The sequence below is a fragment of the Frigidibacter sp. ROC022 genome (genome assembly GCF_024723735.1).
GTDB lineage: Bacteria > Pseudomonadota > Alphaproteobacteria > Rhodobacterales > Rhodobacteraceae > SLM-1.
Window position 1 is genome coordinate 507,947 of record NZ_JANQDU010000003.1, and the last position, 19,463, is coordinate 527,409.

Consider the following 19,463-nt stretch of genomic DNA (forward strand, 5'->3'; position numbering starts at 1 on the left):
AGGCATCTGCGTCCTGTCTAGCCCCGGTGGCCGGGGATGGGAAGGGAATCGGGGCCGAGGCCCGGACAATGCATTGGCCAGGGGGGAAGCCGTCCTGGTGGAGGGGTGGCGCGTGAAATCGCGCGCCCTGCGTGGGCCGCTCCGCAGGGCGCCGGTCAGGCCGACCAGTCGATCGGCGCCTCGCCCCGGGCCTCCAGCCAGGCGTTGACCCGCGAGAAGGGGCGCGAACCGAAGAAGGGATCGGGCCCGGCACGGGCGCCCAGCGGCGAGGGGTGCGAGGAGGTGATCCGCAGATGTTCGTGGCCGCTGATCGCCGCGCCGGTCTTCTGGGCCTTGCGTCCCCACAGCAGGAAGGCCCGGGGGTGCGCCGAGAGGCTTTGCAGGATGTCCCGGGTGAGCGCCTGCCAGCCCAGTCGCCTGTGCCCGTCGGCGGCGCCTTCCGGCACGGTCAGGACGGTGTTCAGCAGCAGCACGCCCTGCGCCGCCCAGCCGCGCAGGTCGCCGTCATCGCGGACGATCCCGAGATCGTCCCGCAACTCGCGAAAGATGTTCTTCAGCGACTTCGGCAGCGGGGTTCCGGGCGCGACGGAGAAGGCGAAGCCATGCGCATGGCCGGGGGTCGGGTAGGGGTCCTGTCCCAGCAGGACCACCCGGACCGACCCGGGCGGGGTGGCTTCGAGCGCCGCGAAGACCTGTGCGGCAGGCGGCAGGACCGGGCGGGGATCGGCGGCGAGCCCGGCCTCGACCTGTGCCAGCCCGTCCCGGAAGAACGGCAGTTCGGCCCAGGCGCCCAGGCGGGAGAGGTCGAACATGCGCGGTCAGTCGGCGGCGGCCGAGGTGATCCGTGCCAGCGCCGCGACCTTTTCGCCGGCCCGGCCCGAATCGATCGCGGCGATTGCCTGCTCGACACCGGCCTTCAGGTCCGGCGCCACCCCGGCCACCACCAGCGCGGCGGCGGCATTCAGCAGCACCGCATCGCGATAGGCGCCCGGCGCGCCGCCCATCAGGGCGCGGAAGGCGGCGGCATTGTCCTCGGGCGTGCCGCCGACGATGGTCTCGAAGGGATGCACCGGCAGGCCGGCCTCTTCGGGATGCAGTTCGCGGTCGGTGACGGCGCCGTTCTTCAGTTCCGACAGATAGGTGACGCCGGTGATCGAGATCTCGTCGGTGCCATCGCCGCCATGCACCAGCCAGGCGGATTCGGAGCCGAGCGCCAGCAGGGTTTCCGCCATCGGCCGGATCACGGCGCGCGAGAAGGCGCCGGTCAGCTGACGCCGGACCCCGGCCGGGTTGGTCAGCGGACCGAGGACATTGAACAGGGTGCGGGTGCCCAGCTCGACCCGGGTCGGGCCGACATGGGCCATCGCCGGATGATGCATCGGCGCCATCATGAAGCCGATCCCGGCCTCGGCCAGCGCCCGCTCGACCACATCGGGGCCGACCATGACATTGATGCCCAGCTGGGTCTGCACGTCGGCGGTGCCGCTCTTGGACGACAGGTTGCGGTTGCCGTGCTTTGCCACCACCACCCCGGCGCCGGCCACGACGAAGGCGGCGGCGGTCGAGATGTTCAGCGTGTGCTTGCCGTCGCCCCCGGTGCCGACAATGTCCATCGCCCCCTCGGGGGCATGCACGGCCCGGCACTTGGCGCGCATGACGCGGGCGGCGGCGGCGATTTCGGTCACGGTCTCGCCACGGGTCCGCAGCGCCATCAGGAAGCCGCCGATCTGGCTGGGCGTCGCCTCGCCCGACATCAGCGCATCAAAGGCGCGGGTGGCTTCGGCATCGGTCAGCGGCCGGTCGGCGGCGGCGCCGATCAGGGGTTTGAGGGACTCGCTCATGCCGGGACCGGCACGCGGTCGAGGAAATTGCGCAGCAGGTGATGTCCATGCTCCGAGGCGATGCTTTCCGGGTGGAATTGAACGCCTTCGATCGGCAGCGTCCGGTGGGCCAGACCCATGATCGTTCCGTCCTCCAGTTCGGCGGTGATTTCCAGGCAGTCGGGCAGCGACTCGCGCTCGACCACCAGCGAGTGGTAGCGGGTGGCGTGGAACGGCGAGGGCAGCCCGGCAAAGACGCCCTTGCCGCCGTGGGTGATGGTTCCGGCCTTGCCGTGGACGATTTCATGGCAGCGCACCACCTTGCCGCCGAAGGCCTGACCGATGGCCTGATGGCCCAGGCAGACGCCCAGCATCGGGGTTCCGGTCTCGGCCGCCGCCAGTACCAGCGGCAGGCAGATGCCTGCCTGATCCGGGGTGCACGGTCCGGGTGACAGGACGATCCCGGCGGGCTTCAGCGCCATCGCCGCCTGCACGTCCAGCGCGTCGTTGCGCCTGACCACCACATCGGCGCCGAGTTCGCCAAGGTAGTGAACCAGGTTGAAAGTGAAGCTGTCATAGTTATCGATCAGCAGAAGCACGCCCGTCTCCGTTCTTATGGGGTGAAGAGCGCCCCGTGTCGGGCTATACATGCGGGAAGCGCCACCCGGGGGTCAAGCCCGGGCAAGACGCGCAATGATGAGGGAAAGGGCATTCGGGCCATGGGACGCGAGATCATCAAGGGCGTGGCCTGGGGGATTATCGTCATCGGATTGATGATCACCGTGGTTTCGCTGATCGCGCCGCAGCCGCTGACACAGGATGATGTCGCCGCGCTGACCGGCGCCCCGGTGACATCTGACGAAACGCCGCAGGACGCCGCGCCGCCGGTGGCCGCAGCCCCTCCGGCCGGGCCCGAACCCGACTCTCCGGTCCTGCCCGAAGCCGCGCCCGAGCCGCCGGCCGCCGCGATCGCGGAAGCTGACGCGCCTGTGCCGGATCAGCCGGAGGCGGAGCAGCCCGTGGCTCCGGTCGCGCCCGTGACACCGGGCCCGCAGGCCGAAGACGATCCGGCCGAGGCCCCCGCCGCCGAGACGCCGGCCGGGCAAACCCCGGCACCCGAGGCACCTTCGCCCGTGGTGGCGCCGGAACCGCCGGCCGGCGAGTCCCCCGATGCCGCCGAGAGGCCCGAGGGGCCTGCGACCGAAATCGCGGCGCTGGAGCCCCCGGTCGCGGAAACACCCGCTCCGGTGGTCCCGGCGCCCGAAACTCCGGCGCCGAAGGCGGTGGTTCCCGGGATGGCGGGCCGGGAGAGCCCGGAGGCCGAAACCTCTGCCGAAGCCCCGGCGGCCGATCTGCCCGCCGCGGAAGCGCCTGCCCCGGAGATGCCGGCTGCCGATCCGCCTGCGGCCGAAGAACCGGCTGCCGAAGCACCCGCGACCGAAGAACCGGTTGCCGAGGCACCCGCCGATGAGGCCCCTGTGCCCGAAGTTGCCGATGCGGCCGAAGCCCCGGGCGCGCCGGGACCGACGGTGGCCGATCAGGTCGAACTGCCGCCAGGGGCCGAGGCGCCGGGCGATGCGGTGGCCGATCTGCCGGGGGGCGATCCGGCCGCGGGGCCGCGCGACCGGCCGGTCAAGCCCTATGCCGCCACGACAAGGGACCCCGAGCTTGCCGATGCCACGCCGGCGGGCCGGCCCGCGATCGGTGCGGGTATGCCCGAGGGGCCGGATCTGGCCGCGGCGCCCGAGGTTGCGGCTCTGCCCGGTGCCATGCCGCCCGTCGCGCCGCCGGTGATGCCGCAGGCCCAGGTTCCCGCGCTCCCGCAGACCGCCGAAGCCGAGATCGACCCGATGCCCGCCGAAGCACCGCCCGCCGCGCCGCCCGCGGCTCAGCCGGTGGCCGAGGCGCCCGACCTGGCCGCGCCCGATCCGGGGACCGGCGCACCGGCGATGCCCGGCGGCGACCTGGCCGCCCTGGCGCCCGGTGCCGCACCGCCGGCCCCCGCCGCCCCGGCGCCGGATCGCGTGGCCAGTGCCGACTCGGCCCCCGACCCCCTGCCGCAGCCGCCTGCCGATGCGCCGGTGATCGCCTCGGAGCCCGTCGATCCGCCCGTCGCGCCGGCCGAGGTCGCCGATGCCGGGCCGCAGCCGGGCGCCGAAACGGCGCCGCCGCAGGCCGGAACCGCCCCGAAAGCCGACACCCCGGCCATGGCGCCGGAACCGGCGCCCGAGACCGCCGAACCGCCTGCCGCTCCGCCGCCGCCGGGCGTCTCGCCCGAACCCGGCCCGGCCCCGCAGCCGCTGCTGCCGCCCGGGACGGCGCCGGTCGGGAATGACAGCCCGCCCGAGCCGGGCGCGGCCCCGGCCGTGGTGGCGACCCCGGGCATCGATCCCGCCCCGGTGGCGCCGGAACCGGCGCTGGTCGAACCGCGGGAGCCGACCCCGGTCCTGCCGCTGCAGAGCGAAGGCGCCGGGCCGGTGACGCCGGGCAGCCGGATGCCGGGCAAGCGGGTGGGCCGTCTGCCGACCCTCGGCGAGACCCCGGCCGAGCCGGCGCCGGAACCGGATGCGGCCGCTGTCGTGGCAGAGGACGCGGGGCAGGGCCCGGCGCTCGACCGCTTTGCGCGGCCCTTCGACGGCACCGATTCCCGGCCCCGGCTGGCGGTGGTGCTGATCGACGATGGCGCCTCTCCGATGGATCCCGCGACGCTGCAGGCGCTGCCCTTCCCGGTGTCGATCGCCATTGACGCGACCCGCGCCGATGCGGCCGATCTGATGCGCGCCTATCGTGCCGCGGGGCAGGAAGTGCTGGCCATGGCGCCGCTGCCTGCCGGGGCCGAACCGACGGATGTGGCGGTGGCGATCGACGGCTACCTGACCGCGCTGCCCGAGACCGTCGCGGTGATCGAGGCGGTGCCGGGCGGGCTGCAGCCGGGCCGTCCGCAGATCGAGCAGCTCGTCGCCAGCCTGGGCCGGTCCGGCCACGGTCTGGTCAGCTATCAATCCGGGCTGAACTCGGCCAGCAAGATCGCCGCCAGAGAGGGGCTGCCCGCCGCCGAGGTCTATCGGGTGATCGACGACAAGAGCCAGTCCGAGGCCGCGATCCGGCGCCTTGCCGATCAGGCGGCGTTCCGGGCCGGGCAGACGGGGGGCGTGGTGCTTGTCGGGCATCTGCGGCCCGAGACCCTTGCGGCCCTTGCGGCGTGGAGCACCTCGCCGCGTGCCGCAACGATCGTCCTGACGCCGGTATCGGTGGTGCTGAAAGGGGAGTAGCCAGGCCAGACGGGCCGCCGAACGGCAGCCCGTCGCATGGCGTGCGGATCAGTCGTCGCGCCGATGGCCCGGCGCCGTGCGGCCGGGCCCGGCTGCGGTCAGTTCTTCTTCATCGGGCAGGTCGAAATGCCCATCAGCGAATAGAGCGGGCAGGTCCCGAGCAGCCCGGTCAGCAGCGGCACCACGCCGATCAGCAGCAGCCAGCTCATCGACCAGGCCGGGCCGAAGAAATAGAGACCCAGCATCACCAGCCCCACCAGAACCCGCAGGATCCGGTCGGTGCTTCCTTCATTGATCTTGAACATCTCGCACTCCTCATGATGGCCGATCCCCGAGGGACGGCACTTGATGAGGGTAATCTACCCCATCCGGTCCGCCGCCGACGGTGACTAGGTCACCAAGGCGGCAAGAAGGCCGGGGCTAGGAGTCGCGCCCGCGCGACTCGAACCTTGGCAGCATGGCCGAGAAATCCCGGCCGCTGCCGTCCTCGTCCTCGACGAAGCGGCGGTAGAGTTCGCGCGCCTGGGTGCCCAGTGGCGTGTCGGCATCGGCAGCCTCGGCCGCCATCTGTGCCAGGGTCAGGTCCTTCAGCATCAGGTCGGCGGCGAAACCGGGCTTGTAGCCGTTGTCGGCGGGTGAATGCGGGCCGATCCCCGGCGCCGGGCAATAGGCATTCATCGACCAGGACGAGCCCGAGGAGGTCGAGACCACGTCGAACATCTTGTCACGGGCCAGGCCAAGCTTGTCGGCCAGGGCAAAGGCTTCGCAGGTGGCGATCATCGTCACCCCCAGGATCATGTTGTTGCAGATCTTCGCCGCCTGTCCGGCTCCCGCCTCGCCGCAATGCACGGCCTTGCGGCCCATCACATCGAACAGCGGCGCGACCCGGGCGAAATCCCTGTCCGAGCCGCCGACCATGAAGGTCAGCGTCCCCGCTGCGGCGCCGCCCGTGCCGCCCGAGACCGGCGCGTCGAGCCAGCCGAGCCCGGCCTCGGCAGCCTGCGCCGCCACCGCCCGCGCCGAATCCACATCGACGGTCGAGCAATCGCAGAGCACCGCGCCCGGCTCCATGGCCGGGATCACCTGCGCCGCGACCTTCCGCAGGATCTCGCCATTGGGCAGCATGCAGATCACCACCTCGGCACCTTTCGCCGCCTCTGCCGCCGAGCCCGCGGCCGAGACATCCTCGGGGCAGGGCGCCAGCGTGTCATAGCCCATCACCTGATGCCCGGCCTCGGCCAGGTTGGCCGCCATCGGCGCGCCCATGTTGCCCAGGCCGATAAATCCGATCTTCATCTCATGTCCTCCCGAATGCCGCTCACAATTCCAGTTCCTGTTTCCCCAGGGGCGCCAGCATCGCCGCCACCTCGGCCTCGGTCACGCCGCCCGGCGCGTGCTGCCAGCGTGGATTGCGGTCGCGGTCGATGATCTGGGCGCGGATGCCTTCGGGGAAGTCCGGCCCCTCGGCGGCGCGATAGGTAAAGCGATACTCCTGCTTCAGCGCAAAGCCGATGTCGTCCGCATCCCTTGCGTTGCGGATCATCTGCAAGGCCGAGGCCAGCGACAGCGGCGCGGCGCGGGCGATGGCCTTGAGCGCCGAAGCCGGCAGCTCGCCATCCCATTTGCCCAGCCCTTCGACGATCTCGGGGACCGTCGCGGCAGAGAAGACCAGGTCGATCAGGTCCTGGCTCAGCGCCATGGAGGACAGCGGCGGAGGCACCGCGGCGCGGTCGATCTCGCCCGGGTCGCCGGTCTCTTCCAGCCGGGCAATCAGCGCCGGCCAGGCGCTTTCGTCCAGCAGGTAATCGGCGAAGCCGGCGTGGATCGCGTCGCCGGCGCCCATCCGCGCCCCGGTCAGGCCCAGGTATTCGCCGAGCCGCCCCGGCGCCCGGGCCAGCAGCAGGCTGCCGCCGACATCGGGGACCAGCCCGATGCCGCATTCCGGCATCGCGATCCGGCTGCTTTCGCCCACGATCCGGTGCGAGCCGTGGCAGCCGATCCCGACCCCGCCGCCCATGGTGAAGCCCTGCAGGAAGGCGGCGACGGGTTTCGGATAGTGAAAGAGGTAGTGGTTCAGCCGGTATTCGTCGGCCCAGAACCGGCGCGGCTCTTCCGGGCGCCCGTCGCGCATCGCGTGGTAGATGCCCTCGATATCGCCGCCGGAACAGAAGGCCCGCTCGCCCTCGGCGTCGAACACCAGCATCGCGACCGAGTCATCCCCGGCCCAGTCGCGCACCGCCGCGTCGATCTGCCGCGTCATCTCGTGGGTCAGCGCGTTCAGCGCCTCGGGCCGGGTCAGGGTGATCCGGCCGACCGCGCCGCGCCGTGCAATCCGGACTCCGCTCATGTGTCCGCCAACAGATGCCGGGCGACGATCACCCGCATGATCTCGTTCGTCCCTTCCAGTATCTGATGCACCCGCAGGTCGCGCACCAGCTTCTCGATCCCGTAATCGGCCAGATAGCCATAGCCGCCGTGCAGCTGCAGGCATTGATCGACCACCCGGCTGCCGGCCTCGGTGACGAATTTCTTCGCCATCGCGCAATGCTTGGAGGCATCGGGCGCCTGCTGGTCCAGCTTCCACGCCGCCTGGTAGAGAAACACCCGCGCCGCCTGCAGCTCGATCTCCATGTCGGCCAGCCGGAATTGCAGCGCCTGGAATTCGTCGAGCCGCTGCCCGAAGGCCTTGCGTTCGGCCATATAGGCCAGCGTCGCCTCCAGCGCCCCCTGCGCCGCGCCCAGCGAACAGGCGGCGATGTTCAGCCGCCCGCCGTCGAGCCCGGCCATGGCATAGCTGAAGCCGCGCCCTTCCTCGCCCAGAAGATCGCCCGCCGGAACAATGCAGCCGTCCATCTGCACCGCCCGGGTCGGCTGTGCCCGCCAGCCCATCTTGTCTTCCAGCCCGCCGAAACTCAGCCCTTCGGTGCCATCGGCCAGCAGGAAGGCCGAGATGCCCCTGGGGCCGGCGCCGCCCGAGCGGGCCATCACCAGATAGGCGTCGGAATAGCCGCCGCCGGATATGAACGCCTTGCTGCCGCTCAGCGCCCAGCCGTCACCGGTCCGCTCGGCCCGCGTGGTCAGCGCCGCCGCGTCCGACCCCGATCCCGGCTCGGTCAGGCAGTAGGACAGCACCTTGGCCATCGGGACTGCCTCGGGCAGCCAGCGGGCCTTCAACTCGTCGCTGCCATAGCGGTCGATCATCGCCGCGCACATGTTGTGGATCGAGAGGAAGGCCGCCACCGCCGGGCAGGCATGCGAGAGCGACTCGAAGACCAGCACCGCATCCATGCGCGACAGGCCCGCACCGCCCGAATCTTCCGAGACGTAGAGCCCGCCAAAGCCGAGGGCGCCGACCTCGGGCCAGAAGTCCTTGGGTATCTCGCCCTTCTGTTCCCAGTCGCGGGCATGCGGCGCGATCCGTTCGGCGCCGAAATCCCGCGCCATGTCGCGGATCGCCTCCTGCTCTGCCGATAGCGCGAAATCCATCCTGGCCTCCCCGTGCCGGCCTACATCCGAAGCCGAGTGTAGAGCTTCACCGGCTGGCGGCAAGCGTCCAGCGGGTCGCAGGGCCGGGCGAAGCGCCGAGCGGGGCGCACTATTTCAGATGTTTCCCGGCTTCCTTGCGGGCAAAGCCCTTCATGCCGGCACCGTGGCGGTCGAGAAAGGCCCGGACCCGGTCGGGCGCATGTTTGGACAGGTCGCGCAGCCACCAGGCCACGGCCTTCTGGATGAACCAGTTGCGGTCCGCGACCAGCCCGGCGGCCCAGCCGAGAATACGCTCGCGGGCGTCCAGTTCGGCGGGCTTGGGATTGGGCAGCTTGGCCCAGGGCAGGGTCATCACCAATGCCGCCCGCCGCGACCAGAGGTGATCGCGGGCCAGCCAGGTCTCGACCTCGTCAAGCCGCGTCGGATCGGCCAGCAGCCGCCGCCCGCCGGCGCTTGCGGTGTGGTCGGCGATCGCCCAGCTGTCGAACTCGGCCACCCAATCGGCAATCTGCCGCCAGACCTCGATATCCGGCGTCATCCTGGCCTGGGTCAGCAGCTTCGCCGCTCCGACCCGGGCCTCGAACACATTGGTGCTCCAGAGCCCCCGGGCCAGGGCCACCCGGTCCGGCACCGTCATCTCGCGCCGCCAGCCCTGGGTCAGCGCGTTGAGATCGGGCATCGCGATCCCCAGATAGGGGCGGGCAACCTTGTGATAGGCCTCCATTCCGCGGGCCCGTTCGGTGTCGCCCAGGGCGGCCATCTGGTCGAGCGCCTCTTCCGGGGTCAGGACCAGTCCGGCCACGGTCATTCCACCGTGACCGATTTGGCTAGGTTGCGCGGCTGATCGACATCCGTGCCCTTGGCGACGGCGGCGTGATAGGCCAGCAACTGCGCCGGGATCGCATAGAGGATCGGCGCCAGGAAGGCGGGGACATCGGGCATGACGATGGTCTGCCAGACGCCCTCGCCGGCGATCTCCGCGCCTTCGGCATCGGTGATCAGCAGCAGCTTGCCGCCGCGGGCCATCACCTCCTGCATGTTCGAGACGGTCTTTTCGAACAAGGCGTCGCGCGGTGCCAGAACCACCACCGGCGTCACCTTGTCGACCAGGGCAATGGGACCGTGCTTCAGCTCTCCGGATGCATAACCTTCGGCGTGGATGTAGCTGATTTCCTTGAGTTTCAACGCGCCTTCCAGGGCCAGAGGATAGATCGCGCCACGGCCCAGGAACAGCACGTCGCGGGCCTCGGACAATTGCCGCGCCACGGCCCGGATCGTCGGCTGCGCGTCCAGCGCCAGGTTGATCAGCCCGGGCAGCGCCCGCAGGTCGGACAGCCGGTCGGCCAGGGTCGGGGCGTCGAGCCGGCCGAGGTCACGGCCCGCCTTGAGCGCCAGCAGCACCAATACGGTCAGCTGACAGGTGAAGGCCTTGGTCGAGGCGACCCCGATCTCGGCCCCGGCATGGATCGGCAGCACCAGGTCGCTTTCGCGCCCGATCGAGCTTTCCGGGACATTCACCACGGCGGCGATCTTCGCGGCCTTTCCGGTCATGTAGCGCAGGGCGGCCAGGGTGTCGGCGGTTTCACCCGACTGGCTGACGAAAATCGCCAGGGTGCGCGGGGTGACAGGTGGCTCGCGATAGCGGAACTCGCTGGCCACATCGACCTCGACCGGCAGGCCGGCGATCTGTTCGAACCAGTATTTCGCCGTCAGGCAGGCGTAGTAGGCGGTTCCGCAGGCGACCATGGTGATCCGGTCAAAGTCCTGAAAGTTCAATCCGGTATCAGGCAAAGTTACAGCAGTCCCGGCAGCATCCAGATAGGCCGTCATCGCCTGGCCGATGACCACCGGCTGCTCCATGATCTCCTTGGCCATGAAATGCTTGTGCCCGGCCTTCTCGACCCGGGCAGTGTCGATCTGGATGGTCCGCACGGCCCGATTGGCCAGTTGCCCCTGAGCGTCGTGAATCTCGACCGAGTTGCGGGTCAGCACCGCCCGGTCGCCGTCTTCCAGATAGGTGATCTTGTCGGTCATCGGCGCCAGCGCGATGGCGTCGGAGCCCACGAAGACCTCGCCCTCGCCATGGCCGATGGCCAGCGGCGCCCCCTTGCGGGCGGCGATCAGAAGGTCGTCCTCGCCCGCGAAGAGGAAGCAGAGCGCAAAGGCGCCGGTCAGTCGGGCGATGGTCTGTTCGGCGGCATCGCGCGGGGCAAGACCTTGATCCATAAAGCTTTGGCAGAGCAGGGCGACGGTCTCGGTGTCGGTCTCGGTCTGCGTCGCATAGCCCCTGGACGCCAGATCGGCGCGCAGTTCGCGGAAGTTCTCGACGATCCCGTTATGCACCAGAGCGACCGGCCCGGCGCGATGCGGATGGGCATTGGATTCGGTCGGGGCGCCGTGGGTGGCCCAGCGGGTGTGGCCGATCCCGGCCCGGCCCTGCAACGGCTCGTGCACCAGAAGGTCCGAGAGGTTGACCAGCTTGCCCACCGCCCGACGCCGGTCCAGCGCGCCGGCATCGTCCAGCGTCGCGATCCCGGCGCTGTCATAGCCGCGATATTCCAGCCGCTTCAGCGCCTCGACCAGCAGCGGCGCAGCCTCGTGATTTCCGAGAACCCCAACAATTCCGCACATTTACCTAACCCTCTTCACGTGCCTTTCGGGCCGCCTTCAGACGATCCATCAGCCTGCGCGCCAGCCCAGGCTTGGCCTCCTGGCGGGCCCGGCCGATCGCCATGTCGCCCGGCGCGATGTCCTGCGTCACCACGGTGCCGGTGGCGGTCATCGCCTCGTCGCCCATGGTCACCGGCGCCACGAACATGGTGTTCGAGCCGACAAAGGCCCGGGCGCCGATCGTGGTGCGATGCTTGAAGACCCCGTCGTAGTTGCAGGTGATCGTCCCGGCGCCGATGTTCGTCGCCTCGCCGACGGCCGCGTCGCCGATGTAGCTGAGATGATTGACCTTGGCGCCGGTGCCGAGCGTGGCGTTCTTGATCTCGACGAAATTGCCGACATGGGCCTTGTCCCCGACCTCGGCCCCCGGCCGCAGGCGGGCATAGGGGCCGATCACCGCCCCGGCGCCGACATGGGCGTTTTCCAGATGCGAAAAACTGCGGATATGGGCGCCGGATTCGACCGTAACCGCGGGACCGAAGACCACGAAGGGGTCGATCACCGCGTCGCGGCCGATCACCGTATCCCGGGCGAAATGCACTGTCTCGGGGGAAATCAGCGTCACCCCGTTCTCGATCGCCGCGGCCCTGGCACGGGCCTGGAACAGCCCTTCGGCGCGGGCCAGTTCGGCGCGGGTGTTGATCCCCAGAACCTCGGCCTCGTCGCAGGCGACGGCGGTGCAGGCCAGACCCCGGGCATTGGCGATCCCGACGATGTCGGTGAGATAGTATTCCCCGGCCGCGTTCTGGTTGCCGACCTCGGAGAGCAGGTCGAACATGACCGATGCCTTGGCCATCTTCATGCCGGAATTACAGAAGGTTACAAGGCGTTCTTCATCCGTTGCATCCTTCCATTCGACGATCCGTTCCAGCCGCTCTCCATCCATCATCAACCGCCCGTAACGGGCCGAGTCCGGCGCCTCGAAGCCCAGCACCACCACATCGCTCTGGGTCCGGGCCGCGACCATCCGGTCGAGCGTTTCGGGCGTCACGAAGGGGGTGTCGGCATAGAGCACCACGACATCGCCCTCGAACCCGGCCAGCGCGGCGCGGGCCTGCAGGACGGCATGGCCGGTGCCCAGCTGCTCGTCCTGGCGGACCAGCACGATGTCGGGGTCGATCCGGAGCGCGGCATCCTCGACCGCTTCGGCGCCATGGCCGGTGACGAGCACGGTGTGTTCGGGCTGCAGCGCCTGGCCGGCGGCCAGCGCATGGACGAACAGCGGCACGCCGCCGAGCGGGTGCAGGACCTTGGGCAGATCCGAATTCATCCGGCTGCCTTGGCCTGCGGCAAGAACGATGAGGGCGAGGGACATGGCTGCTCTTTTGCTTTTCTTCTGGTTTCGTGCGTTCTATCGGCTTCGGACGGGGCCGCCTAGCCGGGGCGGGATCAAGAAAGCTTACGTCAGATTACAGGCCGGCAACCTACAGGGGCAGGATGGGTTACACCATATGACGCTACGAAAGACGGTGATATTCGATCTCGACGGCACGCTGGTCGATACGTCGCGCGACCTGATCGCCGGGGCCAATGCCTGTTTCGAGGCCCTCGGTCTGGGGGCGGTCCTGGATGCCGAGGCCGATGCGGCCACGGCGCTGCGCGGCGGCCGGGCGATGCTGCGCGAAGGGCTGGGCCGGGCCGATCTGGACTGGGACGAGTCGACGGTGGACCGGGAGTTCCCGAACTTCATTCGCCACTACGAAGCGGTGATCGACGCCACCTCGCGGCCTTTCGACGGGGCGGAAGCGGCGGTTCGGAGGCTGCGCCACGCGGGCTATGCGACCGGCATCTGCACCAACAAGCCCGAGCGGCTGTCGGAGCTGCTGCTGACCCGGCTGGGCCTGCGGGATCTGTTCGACAGCCATATCGGCGCCGATACGCTGCCGGTCAGAAAGCCCGATCCCGAACCCCTGCGGCAGGCGGTGCTGCGGGCCGGGGGCGATCCGGGGCGGGCGGTGATCATCGGCGACACCGATACCGACCGCAACACGGCGGCGGCGGCGGGGATTGCGGCGGTGCTGGTGACCTTCGGGCCGCTGGGCGAGTCGGTGGCCGAGCTGCGGCCCGAGGCGCTGCTGCACCGTTTCGAGGATCTGGGGGCTGTCGTGGCCGGGCTGATCGGGTGAGTTGACGGCGCCGACACGCCGCCGCAGCATAGGGCAGGAGAACCGCGATGCAGGACCGTTTCACCGGCAATTTCACCCAGCAGGAACCGATCCCCGAGGCGGCGATCGAGGCCGCGGTGGCGGTGCTGCGCTCGGGCCGGCTGCATCGCTACAACCTGGTGCCGGGCGAGGCCGGCGAGGTCGCGCTTCTGGAGCAGGAGTTCGCCGCGAAGCTGGGTGCGAAATACTGCCTGGCGGTGGCCTCGGGCGGCTATGCCCTGGGCGCGGCGCTGCGGGCCTGCGGGGTCGGGCCGGGCGACCGGGTGCTGACCAATGCCTTCACCCTGGCGCCGGTGCCGGGCGCCATCGCGGCGCTCGGGGCCGAGCCGGTGCTGGTCGGGGTGACGCCGGGGCTGGTGATCGACCTGGATGACCTGGCGCGGAAGATCGACGCCTCGGGCGCGCGTTGCCTGCTGCTGAGCCACATGCGCGGGCATCTGGCCGACATGCGGGCGCTGATGGCGCTCTGCGATGCCGCGGGGGTGACGGTGATCGAGGATTGCGCCCACACGATGGGGGCCAGCTGGGACGGGGTTCCCTCGGGCCGGTTCGGACGCTTCGGCTGTTTCTCGACCCAGACCTACAAGCATCTGAACTCGGGCGAGGGCGGGTTGCTGATCTCGGACGATGCCGAGGCCTTCGCCCGGGCGGTGATCCTGTCGGGAAGCTACATGCTCTATGGCAGCCATCTGGCGGCACCGGGGCCCGAGGTCTTCGAGCGGGTGAAATACACCACACCGAATGTCTCGGGCCGGATGGACCATCTGCGGGCCGCGATCCTGCGCCCTCAGCTGGCCGACCTGCAGCGCCAGTGCGACCGCTGGAACGAGCGTTACAGGGTTGTCGAGGAGGTCCTGCGCGGCACGCCGGGGCTGACCGTGATCGAGCGGCCGCCGGCCGAGGCCTTTGTCGGCTCGTCGATCCAGGCCCTGCTGCCGGGATGGCGTGCCGAGGATGTGCAGGCGGTGCTGGCGCGCTGCGCGGCGCGGGGGGTCGAGCTGAAATGGTTCGGCGCCCCGGAACCGGCGGGCTTCACCTCGACCTATGCCAGCTGGCGCTATGCCGAGTTTCCGCCGATGCCCGAAAGCGATGCGGTGCTGGCCGGGCTGATCGACATGCGGCTGCCGTTGACCTTCAGCCTGGAGGACTGCGCCCAGATCGGGGCCATCATCCGCGCCGAGGTCTCGGCGGTGTACCAGAGGCAGGCGGCCGAGTGAGGCCGCGCCGACCGTCCGGCCCGGCCCTGACCGATGCGAAATCCCGCGCGGAGGGGCTGGTCTTTTTCCGCCGTTTCGGGTCCTCTTGACGGCCATATGCGCGCCGGTTGAAAAGGGGGCACAAAGCCCCCGGATCCGTCGCGCGAACGTCCGGGGCAGGTGGCGGAAGCCATCGCTTATCAACACGACAGGGAGCACGAAATGACTATCCGATCCATTTTCTTCGCCGGTTGCGCGGTTGCGGCATTGTCCGCGGGCGCTGCCAGCGCCGACGGCACGCTCGTCTATTGCTCGGAAGGCTCGCCGGAAGGGTTCGACCCCGGCCTGTTCACCGCCGGCACCACCTTCGACGCCTCGTCGCAGCCGGTCTATGACCAGCTGGCGATGTTCAAGACCGGCACCACCGAGACGGTGCCCGGGCTTGCCGAAAGCTGGGAGGCAAGCGACGACGGGCTGGAATACACCTTCCACCTGCGCCCGGGGGTCAAGTTCCATTCCAGCGACATCTTCACGCCGACGCGCGACTTCAACGCCGACGACGTGGTCTTCACCTTCGAGCGTCAGCTGAAGGCCGACAATCCCTATCACTCGCTGAACGGAGCGACCTGGGAATATTTCGAATCGATGTCGATGCCCGACCTGATCAAGTCGATCGACAAGATCGACGACATGACTGTGAAGTTCGTGCTGAACCGGCCCGACGCCGCCTTCGTCGCCGATCTGGCGATGGATTTCGCCTCGATCGTGTCCAAGGAATACGCCGACGCGATGCTGGCCGCCGGCACGCCCGAGATGCTCAACCAGGCGCCGATCGGCACCGGCCCGTTCAAGTTCGTGGCCTATCAGAAGGACGCGGTGATCCGTTACACCAAGAACCAGGATTACTGGCAGGAAGGGCTGCCGAAGCTCGACAACCTGATCTTCGCGATCACCACCGACGCCTCGGTCCGCTATCAGAAGCTGAAGGCGAACGAATGCCAGGTGATGCCCTATCCGAACCCGGCCGATGTCGAGGCGATGAAGGCCGATCCCGACATCAACCTGCTTCAGCAGGAAGGGCTGAACGTCGGCTACATGGCCTATAACACCACCGTCGCGCCCTTCGACAATCCGAAGGTCCGCAAGGCGCTGAACATGGCGATGGACAAGCAGGCGATCATCGACGTGGTGTTCCAGGGGTCGGGCCAGGTCGCCAAGAACCTGATCCCGCCGACGATGTGGTCCTACAACGACGCTGTCGTGGATGACCCCTATGATCCGGAAGCCGCCAAGAAGATGCTGGAGGAAGCCGGGGTCAGCGATCTGTCGATGAAGATCTGGGCGATGCCGGTGCAGCGGCCCTACAACCCGAACGCCCGCCGCATGGCCGAGCTGATCCAGGAAGATTTCGCCAAGATCGGCGTCAATGTCGAGATCGTCTCCTACGAATGGGGCGAATACCTGTCGCGCTCGCGCGAGTTGGATCGCGACGGCGCGGTGCTGCTGGGCTGGACCGGCGACAACGGCGACCCGGACAACTTCCTGGCGGTGCTGGCCGGTTGTGACGCGGTCGGCAACTCGAACCGGGCGCAGTGGTGCTACCAGCCCTTCGAGGACCTGATCCAGAAGGCCAAGCTGGAAACCGACCAGGCCGAGCGGACCAAGCTCTATGAAGAGGCCCAGGTCATCATGAAGGAGCAGGCGCCCTTTGCCACGATCGCGCATTCGGTGGTCTACATGCCGGTCCGCAAGGAGGTTCAGGGCTACAAGGTGCACCCGCTGGGCGGGCATATCTTCACCGAAGTCAGCCTGTCCGAGTGACGATGCCGGCGGGGCCTTCGGGCCCCGCCAAACTTTCCGGAGTCCGCAATGGATCGCTATACCGAATACCGCGAGGTCGCGCGGCAACTTGGGCTGGACGCGGTCGCCCTGGTTCCGGGGCCGAATTTCGCGCGGATGCTGGGCAAGAATTTCCACGTCAACGAACGGCCGCTGGTGGTCGTGGTTCCGGTCGAGGGGCCGCCTGCCGCGGTGGTGCCCAATCTGGAGCTGCGCTCCTGGGACCTCGTGAACTTCGATGGCGAGACCTTCGACTGGATGGACCAGACCGGCTATTCCGGCGCTTTCGAGGCGCTGGCCCGCCACATGACGCTGCGCCGGATCGGCGTCGAGGGGCAGGTGATGCGGGTCTTCATCCATCACGCCCTTGCTGCCGCCTGGCCCGGGATCGAGATCATCGACGCGGAACGCGAGATTTCGCTGCTGCGCGCCCGCAAGACCGAGGCAGAGATCGCGGCGATGTCGGAAGCGATCCGGATTTCCGAAGCCGCGCTGGCCGAGGTCTTCGAGAAGGTCCGGGTCGGCCTGACGGAAAAGGAGGTCGAGCGGATGCTGGTCCAGGCGCTCTACGCCAACGGGGCGGAAGAGCAGGCCTTCGGACCGATCGTCGCGGCCGGAGAGAATTCGGCCCGGCCGCATGCCTCGGCCCGCGACGATTACGCGATCCGGCCCGGCGACGCGCTGCTGTTCGACTTCGGCGCCCAATGGGGCGGGTTCTGCGCCGACATCACCCGGACGGTCTTTGTCGGCCATGCCTCGGACGAGGCGCGCGAGGTCTATGCCACGGTGCTGGCCGCCAATGAGAAGGGCATCGAACTGGCCCGGCCGGGCGCCACCGCGCATGAGATCGACGATGCGGTGATCGGGGTTCTGGAAGCGTCGCCCTTTGCCGACCGGATTCGCACCAAGACCGGCCACGGGCTGGGCCGGGCGGTGCACGAGACCCCCTATATCATGCGCGGCAACCATCAGGTTCTGGAGCCGGGCATGGTCTTTACGGACGAGCCGGGGCTGTACCACATCGGCAGTTTCGGGGTCCGGATCGAGGATGACGTGCTGATCACCGAGACCGGCTGCCGGGTGCTGACCGCGTTTCCCAAGACGCTGACCGTCCTCTGATGCTGCGCCTGATCCTCTTCCGGCTGGCGACCTTCATCCCGACCTTCTTCGGGGTGACGCTGGTGACCTTCGCCTTCATCCGGGTGCTGCCGGGCGATCCGATCGTCGTCATGGCGGGCGAGCGCGGGCTGTCGGCCGAACGCTATGCCGAGCTGATGCACCAGTTCGGTTTCGACCAGTCGCTGCCGGTGCAGTACTGGGATTACCTCTGGGGCGTTCTGCATGGTGATCTCGGGCTGAGCCTGGTGACCCGCAAGCCGGTCTCGACCGAGTTCTTCGCGCTGTTCCCGGCGACGCTGGAACTGTCGATCTGCGCGATGATCTTTGCCGTGCTGATGGGGATCCCGGCCGGCGTGATCGCCGCCGTCTACCGGGGCCGGCTGTTCGACCGGGCGCTGATGTCCTCGGCGCTGGTGGGCTATTCGATGCCGATCTTCTGGTGGGCGCTGCTGCTGATCATCGTCTTCTCGGGCAATCTGAACTGGACGCCGGTCTCGGGCCGGATCGACCTGCTGTACTACTTCCCCGCCGTCACCGGCTTCATGCTGATCGACTCGCTGCTCTCGGGGCAGTCCGGTGCCTTCGGCTCGGCCGTGCAGCATCTGATCCTGCCGACCATCGTGCTGGGCACGATCCCGCTGGCGGTGATCGCCCGGCAGACCCGCTCGTCGATGCTCGAGGTGCTGTCGGAGGATTACATCCGCACCGCCCGCGCCAAGGGCCTGTCGCCCTGGCGGATCAACGGCGTGCATGCGCTGCGCAACGGGATGATCCCGGTGGTGACGGTGATCGGCCTGTCGGTCGGCACCCTGCTGGGCGGGGCGATCCTGACCGAGACGATCTTCTCCTGGCCGGGCATCGGCAAGTGGATGGTCGATTCGATCTTCCGCCGCGATTACCCGGTGGTGCAGGGCGGGCTGCTGATGATCGCCCTGATGGTCATGGTGGTGAACCTGGTGGTCGATCTTCTCTATGGTTTCATCAACCCCAAGATCCGGAAGCGCTGATGACCGATACCGCTGCTCCCGTCCGTCCCTCTCCGCTGGCCGAGTTCTGGCGCTATTTCAGCGAGAACCGGGGCGCCGTCATCGGCTTCTGGGTCGTGGTGACGCTGCTGGCCATCGCGGTGCTGGCGCCGCTGATCGCGCCCTATGACCCGGCATTGCAGATGCGCGACAAGACCCTGCTGCCGCCGGGCTGGGTCAGCGGCGGAGACTGGTCGCATCTGCTGGGCACCGATCCGCTGGGCCGCGACATCCTTTCGCGGCTGATCCACGGGGCGCGGTTCTCGTTCTTCATCGGTTTCATCGTGGTCGGGATCGCGGCCAGCGGCGGCATCCTGATCGGGCTGATCGCCGGTTTCGCGCCGCGCTGGCTCGATACGGTGATCATGCGGATCATGGATATCATCCTGGCCTTCCCCTCGCTGCTGCTGGCGCTGGTGCTGGTGGCGATCCTGGGGCCGTCGCTGATCAACGCGATGATCGCCATCGCCCTGGTCCTGCAACCGCATTACGTCCGGCTGACCCGGGCGGCGGTGATGAACGAACTGCCCAAGGACTATGTCACCTCGGCCCGGGTCGCGGGGGCGGGGCTGATCCGGCTGATGTTCGTCACCGTGCTGCCGAACTGCCTGGCGCCGCTGATCGTGCAATCGGCGCTGGCCTTCTCGAACGCCATTCTCGATGCCGCCGCCCTGGGCTTTCTGGGCATGGGGGCGCAGCCGCCGACGCCGGAATGGGGCACGATGCTGGCCGAGGCGCGCGAGTTCATCCTGCGCGCCTGGTGGGTCGTCACCTTCCCCGGCCTGGCGATCCTGATCACGGTCCTGGCGATCAACCTGATGGGCGACGGGCTGCGCGACGCGCTTGACCCGCGCCTGAAGCGGAGCTGAGC

General features: G+C 69.0%; 17 protein-coding genes. 7 read left to right on the forward strand and 10 right to left on the reverse strand.

Translation table 11 applies throughout. The features are described from left to right. Positions 1-155 precede the first annotated feature (155 nt). From NUW50_RS14290 to NUW50_RS14300, 3 genes are read right to left on the reverse strand one after another with little or no spacing between them, the layout of a single operon-like run. A complete protein-coding gene (locus tag NUW50_RS14290; RefSeq protein WP_258289809.1) occupies positions 156-812 on the reverse strand; it encodes a uracil-DNA glycosylase in 657 nt (218 codons plus the stop codon). A 6-nt stretch (positions 813-818) separates the two neighbouring features. Further along, complete coding sequence (trpD, locus tag NUW50_RS14295; RefSeq protein WP_258289810.1) at positions 819-1,841, reverse strand: anthranilate phosphoribosyltransferase; 1,023 nt, start codon at positions 1,839-1,841, stop codon at positions 819-821. Continuing rightward, positions 1,838-2,419 (reverse strand): anthranilate synthase component II, encoded by a 582-nt coding sequence (locus NUW50_RS14300; RefSeq protein ID WP_258289811.1) that lies wholly within the window; start codon positions 2,417-2,419, stop codon positions 1,838-1,840. The genes trpD and NUW50_RS14300 overlap by 4 nt, the downstream gene beginning before the upstream one ends. A gap of 120 nt (positions 2,420-2,539) precedes the next feature. On the opposite strand from NUW50_RS14300, the gene NUW50_RS21395 reads away from it, so the two are divergent. Further along, positions 2,540-5,092, forward strand: coding sequence for a divergent polysaccharide deacteylase family protein (locus NUW50_RS21395; protein ID WP_275982127.1), 2,553 nt, complete (start codon positions 2,540-2,542; stop codon positions 5,090-5,092). Between the two features lie 98 nt (positions 5,093-5,190). Here the strand turns inward: NUW50_RS21395 and NUW50_RS14310 are convergent, their stop codons facing one another. From NUW50_RS14310 to glmU, 7 genes are all read right to left on the reverse strand, one after another. Beyond that, positions 5,191-5,397 carry a YgaP family membrane protein gene (locus tag NUW50_RS14310; RefSeq protein ID WP_258289812.1) on the reverse strand — a complete coding sequence of 69 codons (207 nt, stop codon included), beginning with the start codon at positions 5,395-5,397 and terminating at the stop codon, positions 5,191-5,193. 115 nt (positions 5,398-5,512) lie between these two features. Then, the gene (gene mmsB, locus NUW50_RS14315) at positions 5,513-6,388 is read right to left on the reverse strand and encodes a 3-hydroxyisobutyrate dehydrogenase (RefSeq protein WP_338001365.1); all 876 of its coding nucleotides are present in this window, start codon (positions 6,386-6,388) and stop codon (positions 5,513-5,515) included. Positions 6,389-6,410: 22 nt separating this feature from the next. Beyond that, positions 6,411-7,439 carry an enoyl-CoA hydratase/isomerase family protein gene (locus NUW50_RS14320; protein WP_258289813.1) on the reverse strand — a complete coding sequence of 343 codons (1,029 nt, stop codon included), beginning with the start codon at positions 7,437-7,439 and terminating at the stop codon, positions 6,411-6,413. Next, a complete protein-coding gene (locus tag NUW50_RS14325; protein ID WP_258289814.1) occupies positions 7,436-8,578 on the reverse strand; it encodes an acyl-CoA dehydrogenase family protein in 1,143 nt (380 codons plus the stop codon). The genes NUW50_RS14320 and NUW50_RS14325 overlap by 4 nt, the downstream gene beginning before the upstream one ends. 109 nt (positions 8,579-8,687) lie before the next feature. Then, positions 8,688-9,386 (reverse strand): DNA alkylation repair protein, encoded by a 699-nt coding sequence (locus NUW50_RS14330; RefSeq protein WP_258289815.1) that lies wholly within the window; start codon positions 9,384-9,386, stop codon positions 8,688-8,690. Further along, positions 9,383-11,209, reverse strand: coding sequence for a glutamine--fructose-6-phosphate transaminase (isomerizing) (gene glmS / locus NUW50_RS14335; RefSeq protein ID WP_258289816.1), 1,827 nt, complete (start codon positions 11,207-11,209; stop codon positions 9,383-9,385). Before glmS ends, NUW50_RS14330 begins: the two co-directional genes overlap by 4 nt. A gap of 4 nt (positions 11,210-11,213) precedes the next feature. Further along, the gene (gene glmU / locus NUW50_RS14340; protein ID WP_258289817.1) at positions 11,214-12,563 is read right to left on the reverse strand and encodes a bifunctional UDP-N-acetylglucosamine diphosphorylase/glucosamine-1-phosphate N-acetyltransferase GlmU; all 1,350 of its coding nucleotides are present in this window, start codon (positions 12,561-12,563) and stop codon (positions 11,214-11,216) included. Between the two features lie 136 nt (positions 12,564-12,699). Here glmU and NUW50_RS14345 point away from each other — a divergent pair, with 136 nt between their 5' ends. From NUW50_RS14345 to NUW50_RS14370, 6 genes are all read left to right on the forward strand, one after another. Beyond that, entirely contained in the window at positions 12,700-13,374 is a 675-nt protein-coding gene (locus NUW50_RS14345) for an HAD-IA family hydrolase (RefSeq protein ID WP_258289818.1), read from the forward strand. Positions 13,375-13,421: 47 nt separating this feature from the next. Further along, positions 13,422-14,630, forward strand: a complete 1,209-nt coding sequence (locus NUW50_RS14350; RefSeq protein ID WP_258289819.1) for a DegT/DnrJ/EryC1/StrS family aminotransferase — start codon at positions 13,422-13,424, stop codon at positions 14,628-14,630. A 201-nt stretch (positions 14,631-14,831) separates the two neighbouring features. Beyond that, positions 14,832-16,430 carry an ABC transporter substrate-binding protein gene (locus NUW50_RS14355; RefSeq protein WP_258289820.1) on the forward strand — a complete coding sequence of 533 codons (1,599 nt, stop codon included), beginning with the start codon at positions 14,832-14,834 and terminating at the stop codon, positions 16,428-16,430. A gap of 48 nt (positions 16,431-16,478) precedes the next feature. Further along, positions 16,479-17,567, forward strand: coding sequence for a M24 family metallopeptidase (locus NUW50_RS14360; RefSeq protein WP_258289821.1), 1,089 nt, complete (start codon positions 16,479-16,481; stop codon positions 17,565-17,567). Beyond that, the gene (locus NUW50_RS14365; RefSeq protein WP_258289822.1) at positions 17,567-18,574 is read left to right on the forward strand and encodes an ABC transporter permease subunit; all 1,008 of its coding nucleotides are present in this window, start codon (positions 17,567-17,569) and stop codon (positions 18,572-18,574) included. Before NUW50_RS14360 ends, NUW50_RS14365 begins: the two co-directional genes overlap by 1 nt. Further along, positions 18,574-19,461, forward strand: coding sequence for an ABC transporter permease subunit (locus tag NUW50_RS14370; RefSeq protein ID WP_258289823.1), 888 nt, complete (start codon positions 18,574-18,576; stop codon positions 19,459-19,461). Before NUW50_RS14365 ends, NUW50_RS14370 begins: the two co-directional genes overlap by 1 nt. Positions 19,462-19,463 lie beyond the last annotated feature (2 nt).

Coding starts and splice junctions, on each gene's coding strand:
- NUW50_RS14290 (WP_258289809.1), bottom strand. CDS start 812: ATGTTCGACCTCTCCCGCCTGGGCGCCTGGGCCGAACTGCCGTTCTTC.
- trpD (WP_258289810.1), bottom strand. CDS start 1,841: ATGAGCGAGTCCCTCAAACCCCTGATCGGCGCCGCCGCCGACCGGCCG.
- NUW50_RS21395 (WP_275982127.1), top strand. CDS start 2,540: ATGGGACGCGAGATCATCAAGGGCGTGGCCTGGGGGATTATCGTCATC.
- NUW50_RS14310 (WP_258289812.1), bottom strand. CDS start 5,397: ATGTTCAAGATCAATGAAGGAAGCACCGACCGGATCCTGCGGGTTCTG.
- mmsB (WP_338001365.1), bottom strand. CDS start 6,388: ATGAAGATCGGATTTATCGGCCTGGGCAACATGGGCGCGCCGATGGCG.
- NUW50_RS14320 (WP_258289813.1), bottom strand. CDS start 7,439: ATGAGCGGAGTCCGGATTGCACGGCGCGGCGCGGTCGGCCGGATCACC.
- NUW50_RS14325 (WP_258289814.1), bottom strand. CDS start 8,578: ATGGATTTCGCGCTATCGGCAGAGCAGGAGGCGATCCGCGACATGGCG.
- NUW50_RS14330 (WP_258289815.1), bottom strand. CDS start 9,386: ATGACCGTGGCCGGACTGGTCCTGACCCCGGAAGAGGCGCTCGACCAG.
- glmS (WP_258289816.1), bottom strand. CDS start 11,209: ATGTGCGGAATTGTTGGGGTTCTCGGAAATCACGAGGCTGCGCCGCTG.
- glmU (WP_258289817.1), bottom strand. CDS start 12,563: ATGTCCCTCGCCCTCATCGTTCTTGCCGCAGGCCAAGGCAGCCGGATG.
- NUW50_RS14345 (WP_258289818.1), top strand. CDS start 12,700: ATGACGCTACGAAAGACGGTGATATTCGATCTCGACGGCACGCTGGTC.
- NUW50_RS14350 (WP_258289819.1), top strand. CDS start 13,422: ATGCAGGACCGTTTCACCGGCAATTTCACCCAGCAGGAACCGATCCCC.
- NUW50_RS14355 (WP_258289820.1), top strand. CDS start 14,832: ATGACTATCCGATCCATTTTCTTCGCCGGTTGCGCGGTTGCGGCATTG.
- NUW50_RS14360 (WP_258289821.1), top strand. CDS start 16,479: ATGGATCGCTATACCGAATACCGCGAGGTCGCGCGGCAACTTGGGCTG.
- NUW50_RS14365 (WP_258289822.1), top strand. CDS start 17,567: ATGCTGCGCCTGATCCTCTTCCGGCTGGCGACCTTCATCCCGACCTTC.
- NUW50_RS14370 (WP_258289823.1), top strand. CDS start 18,574: ATGACCGATACCGCTGCTCCCGTCCGTCCCTCTCCGCTGGCCGAGTTC.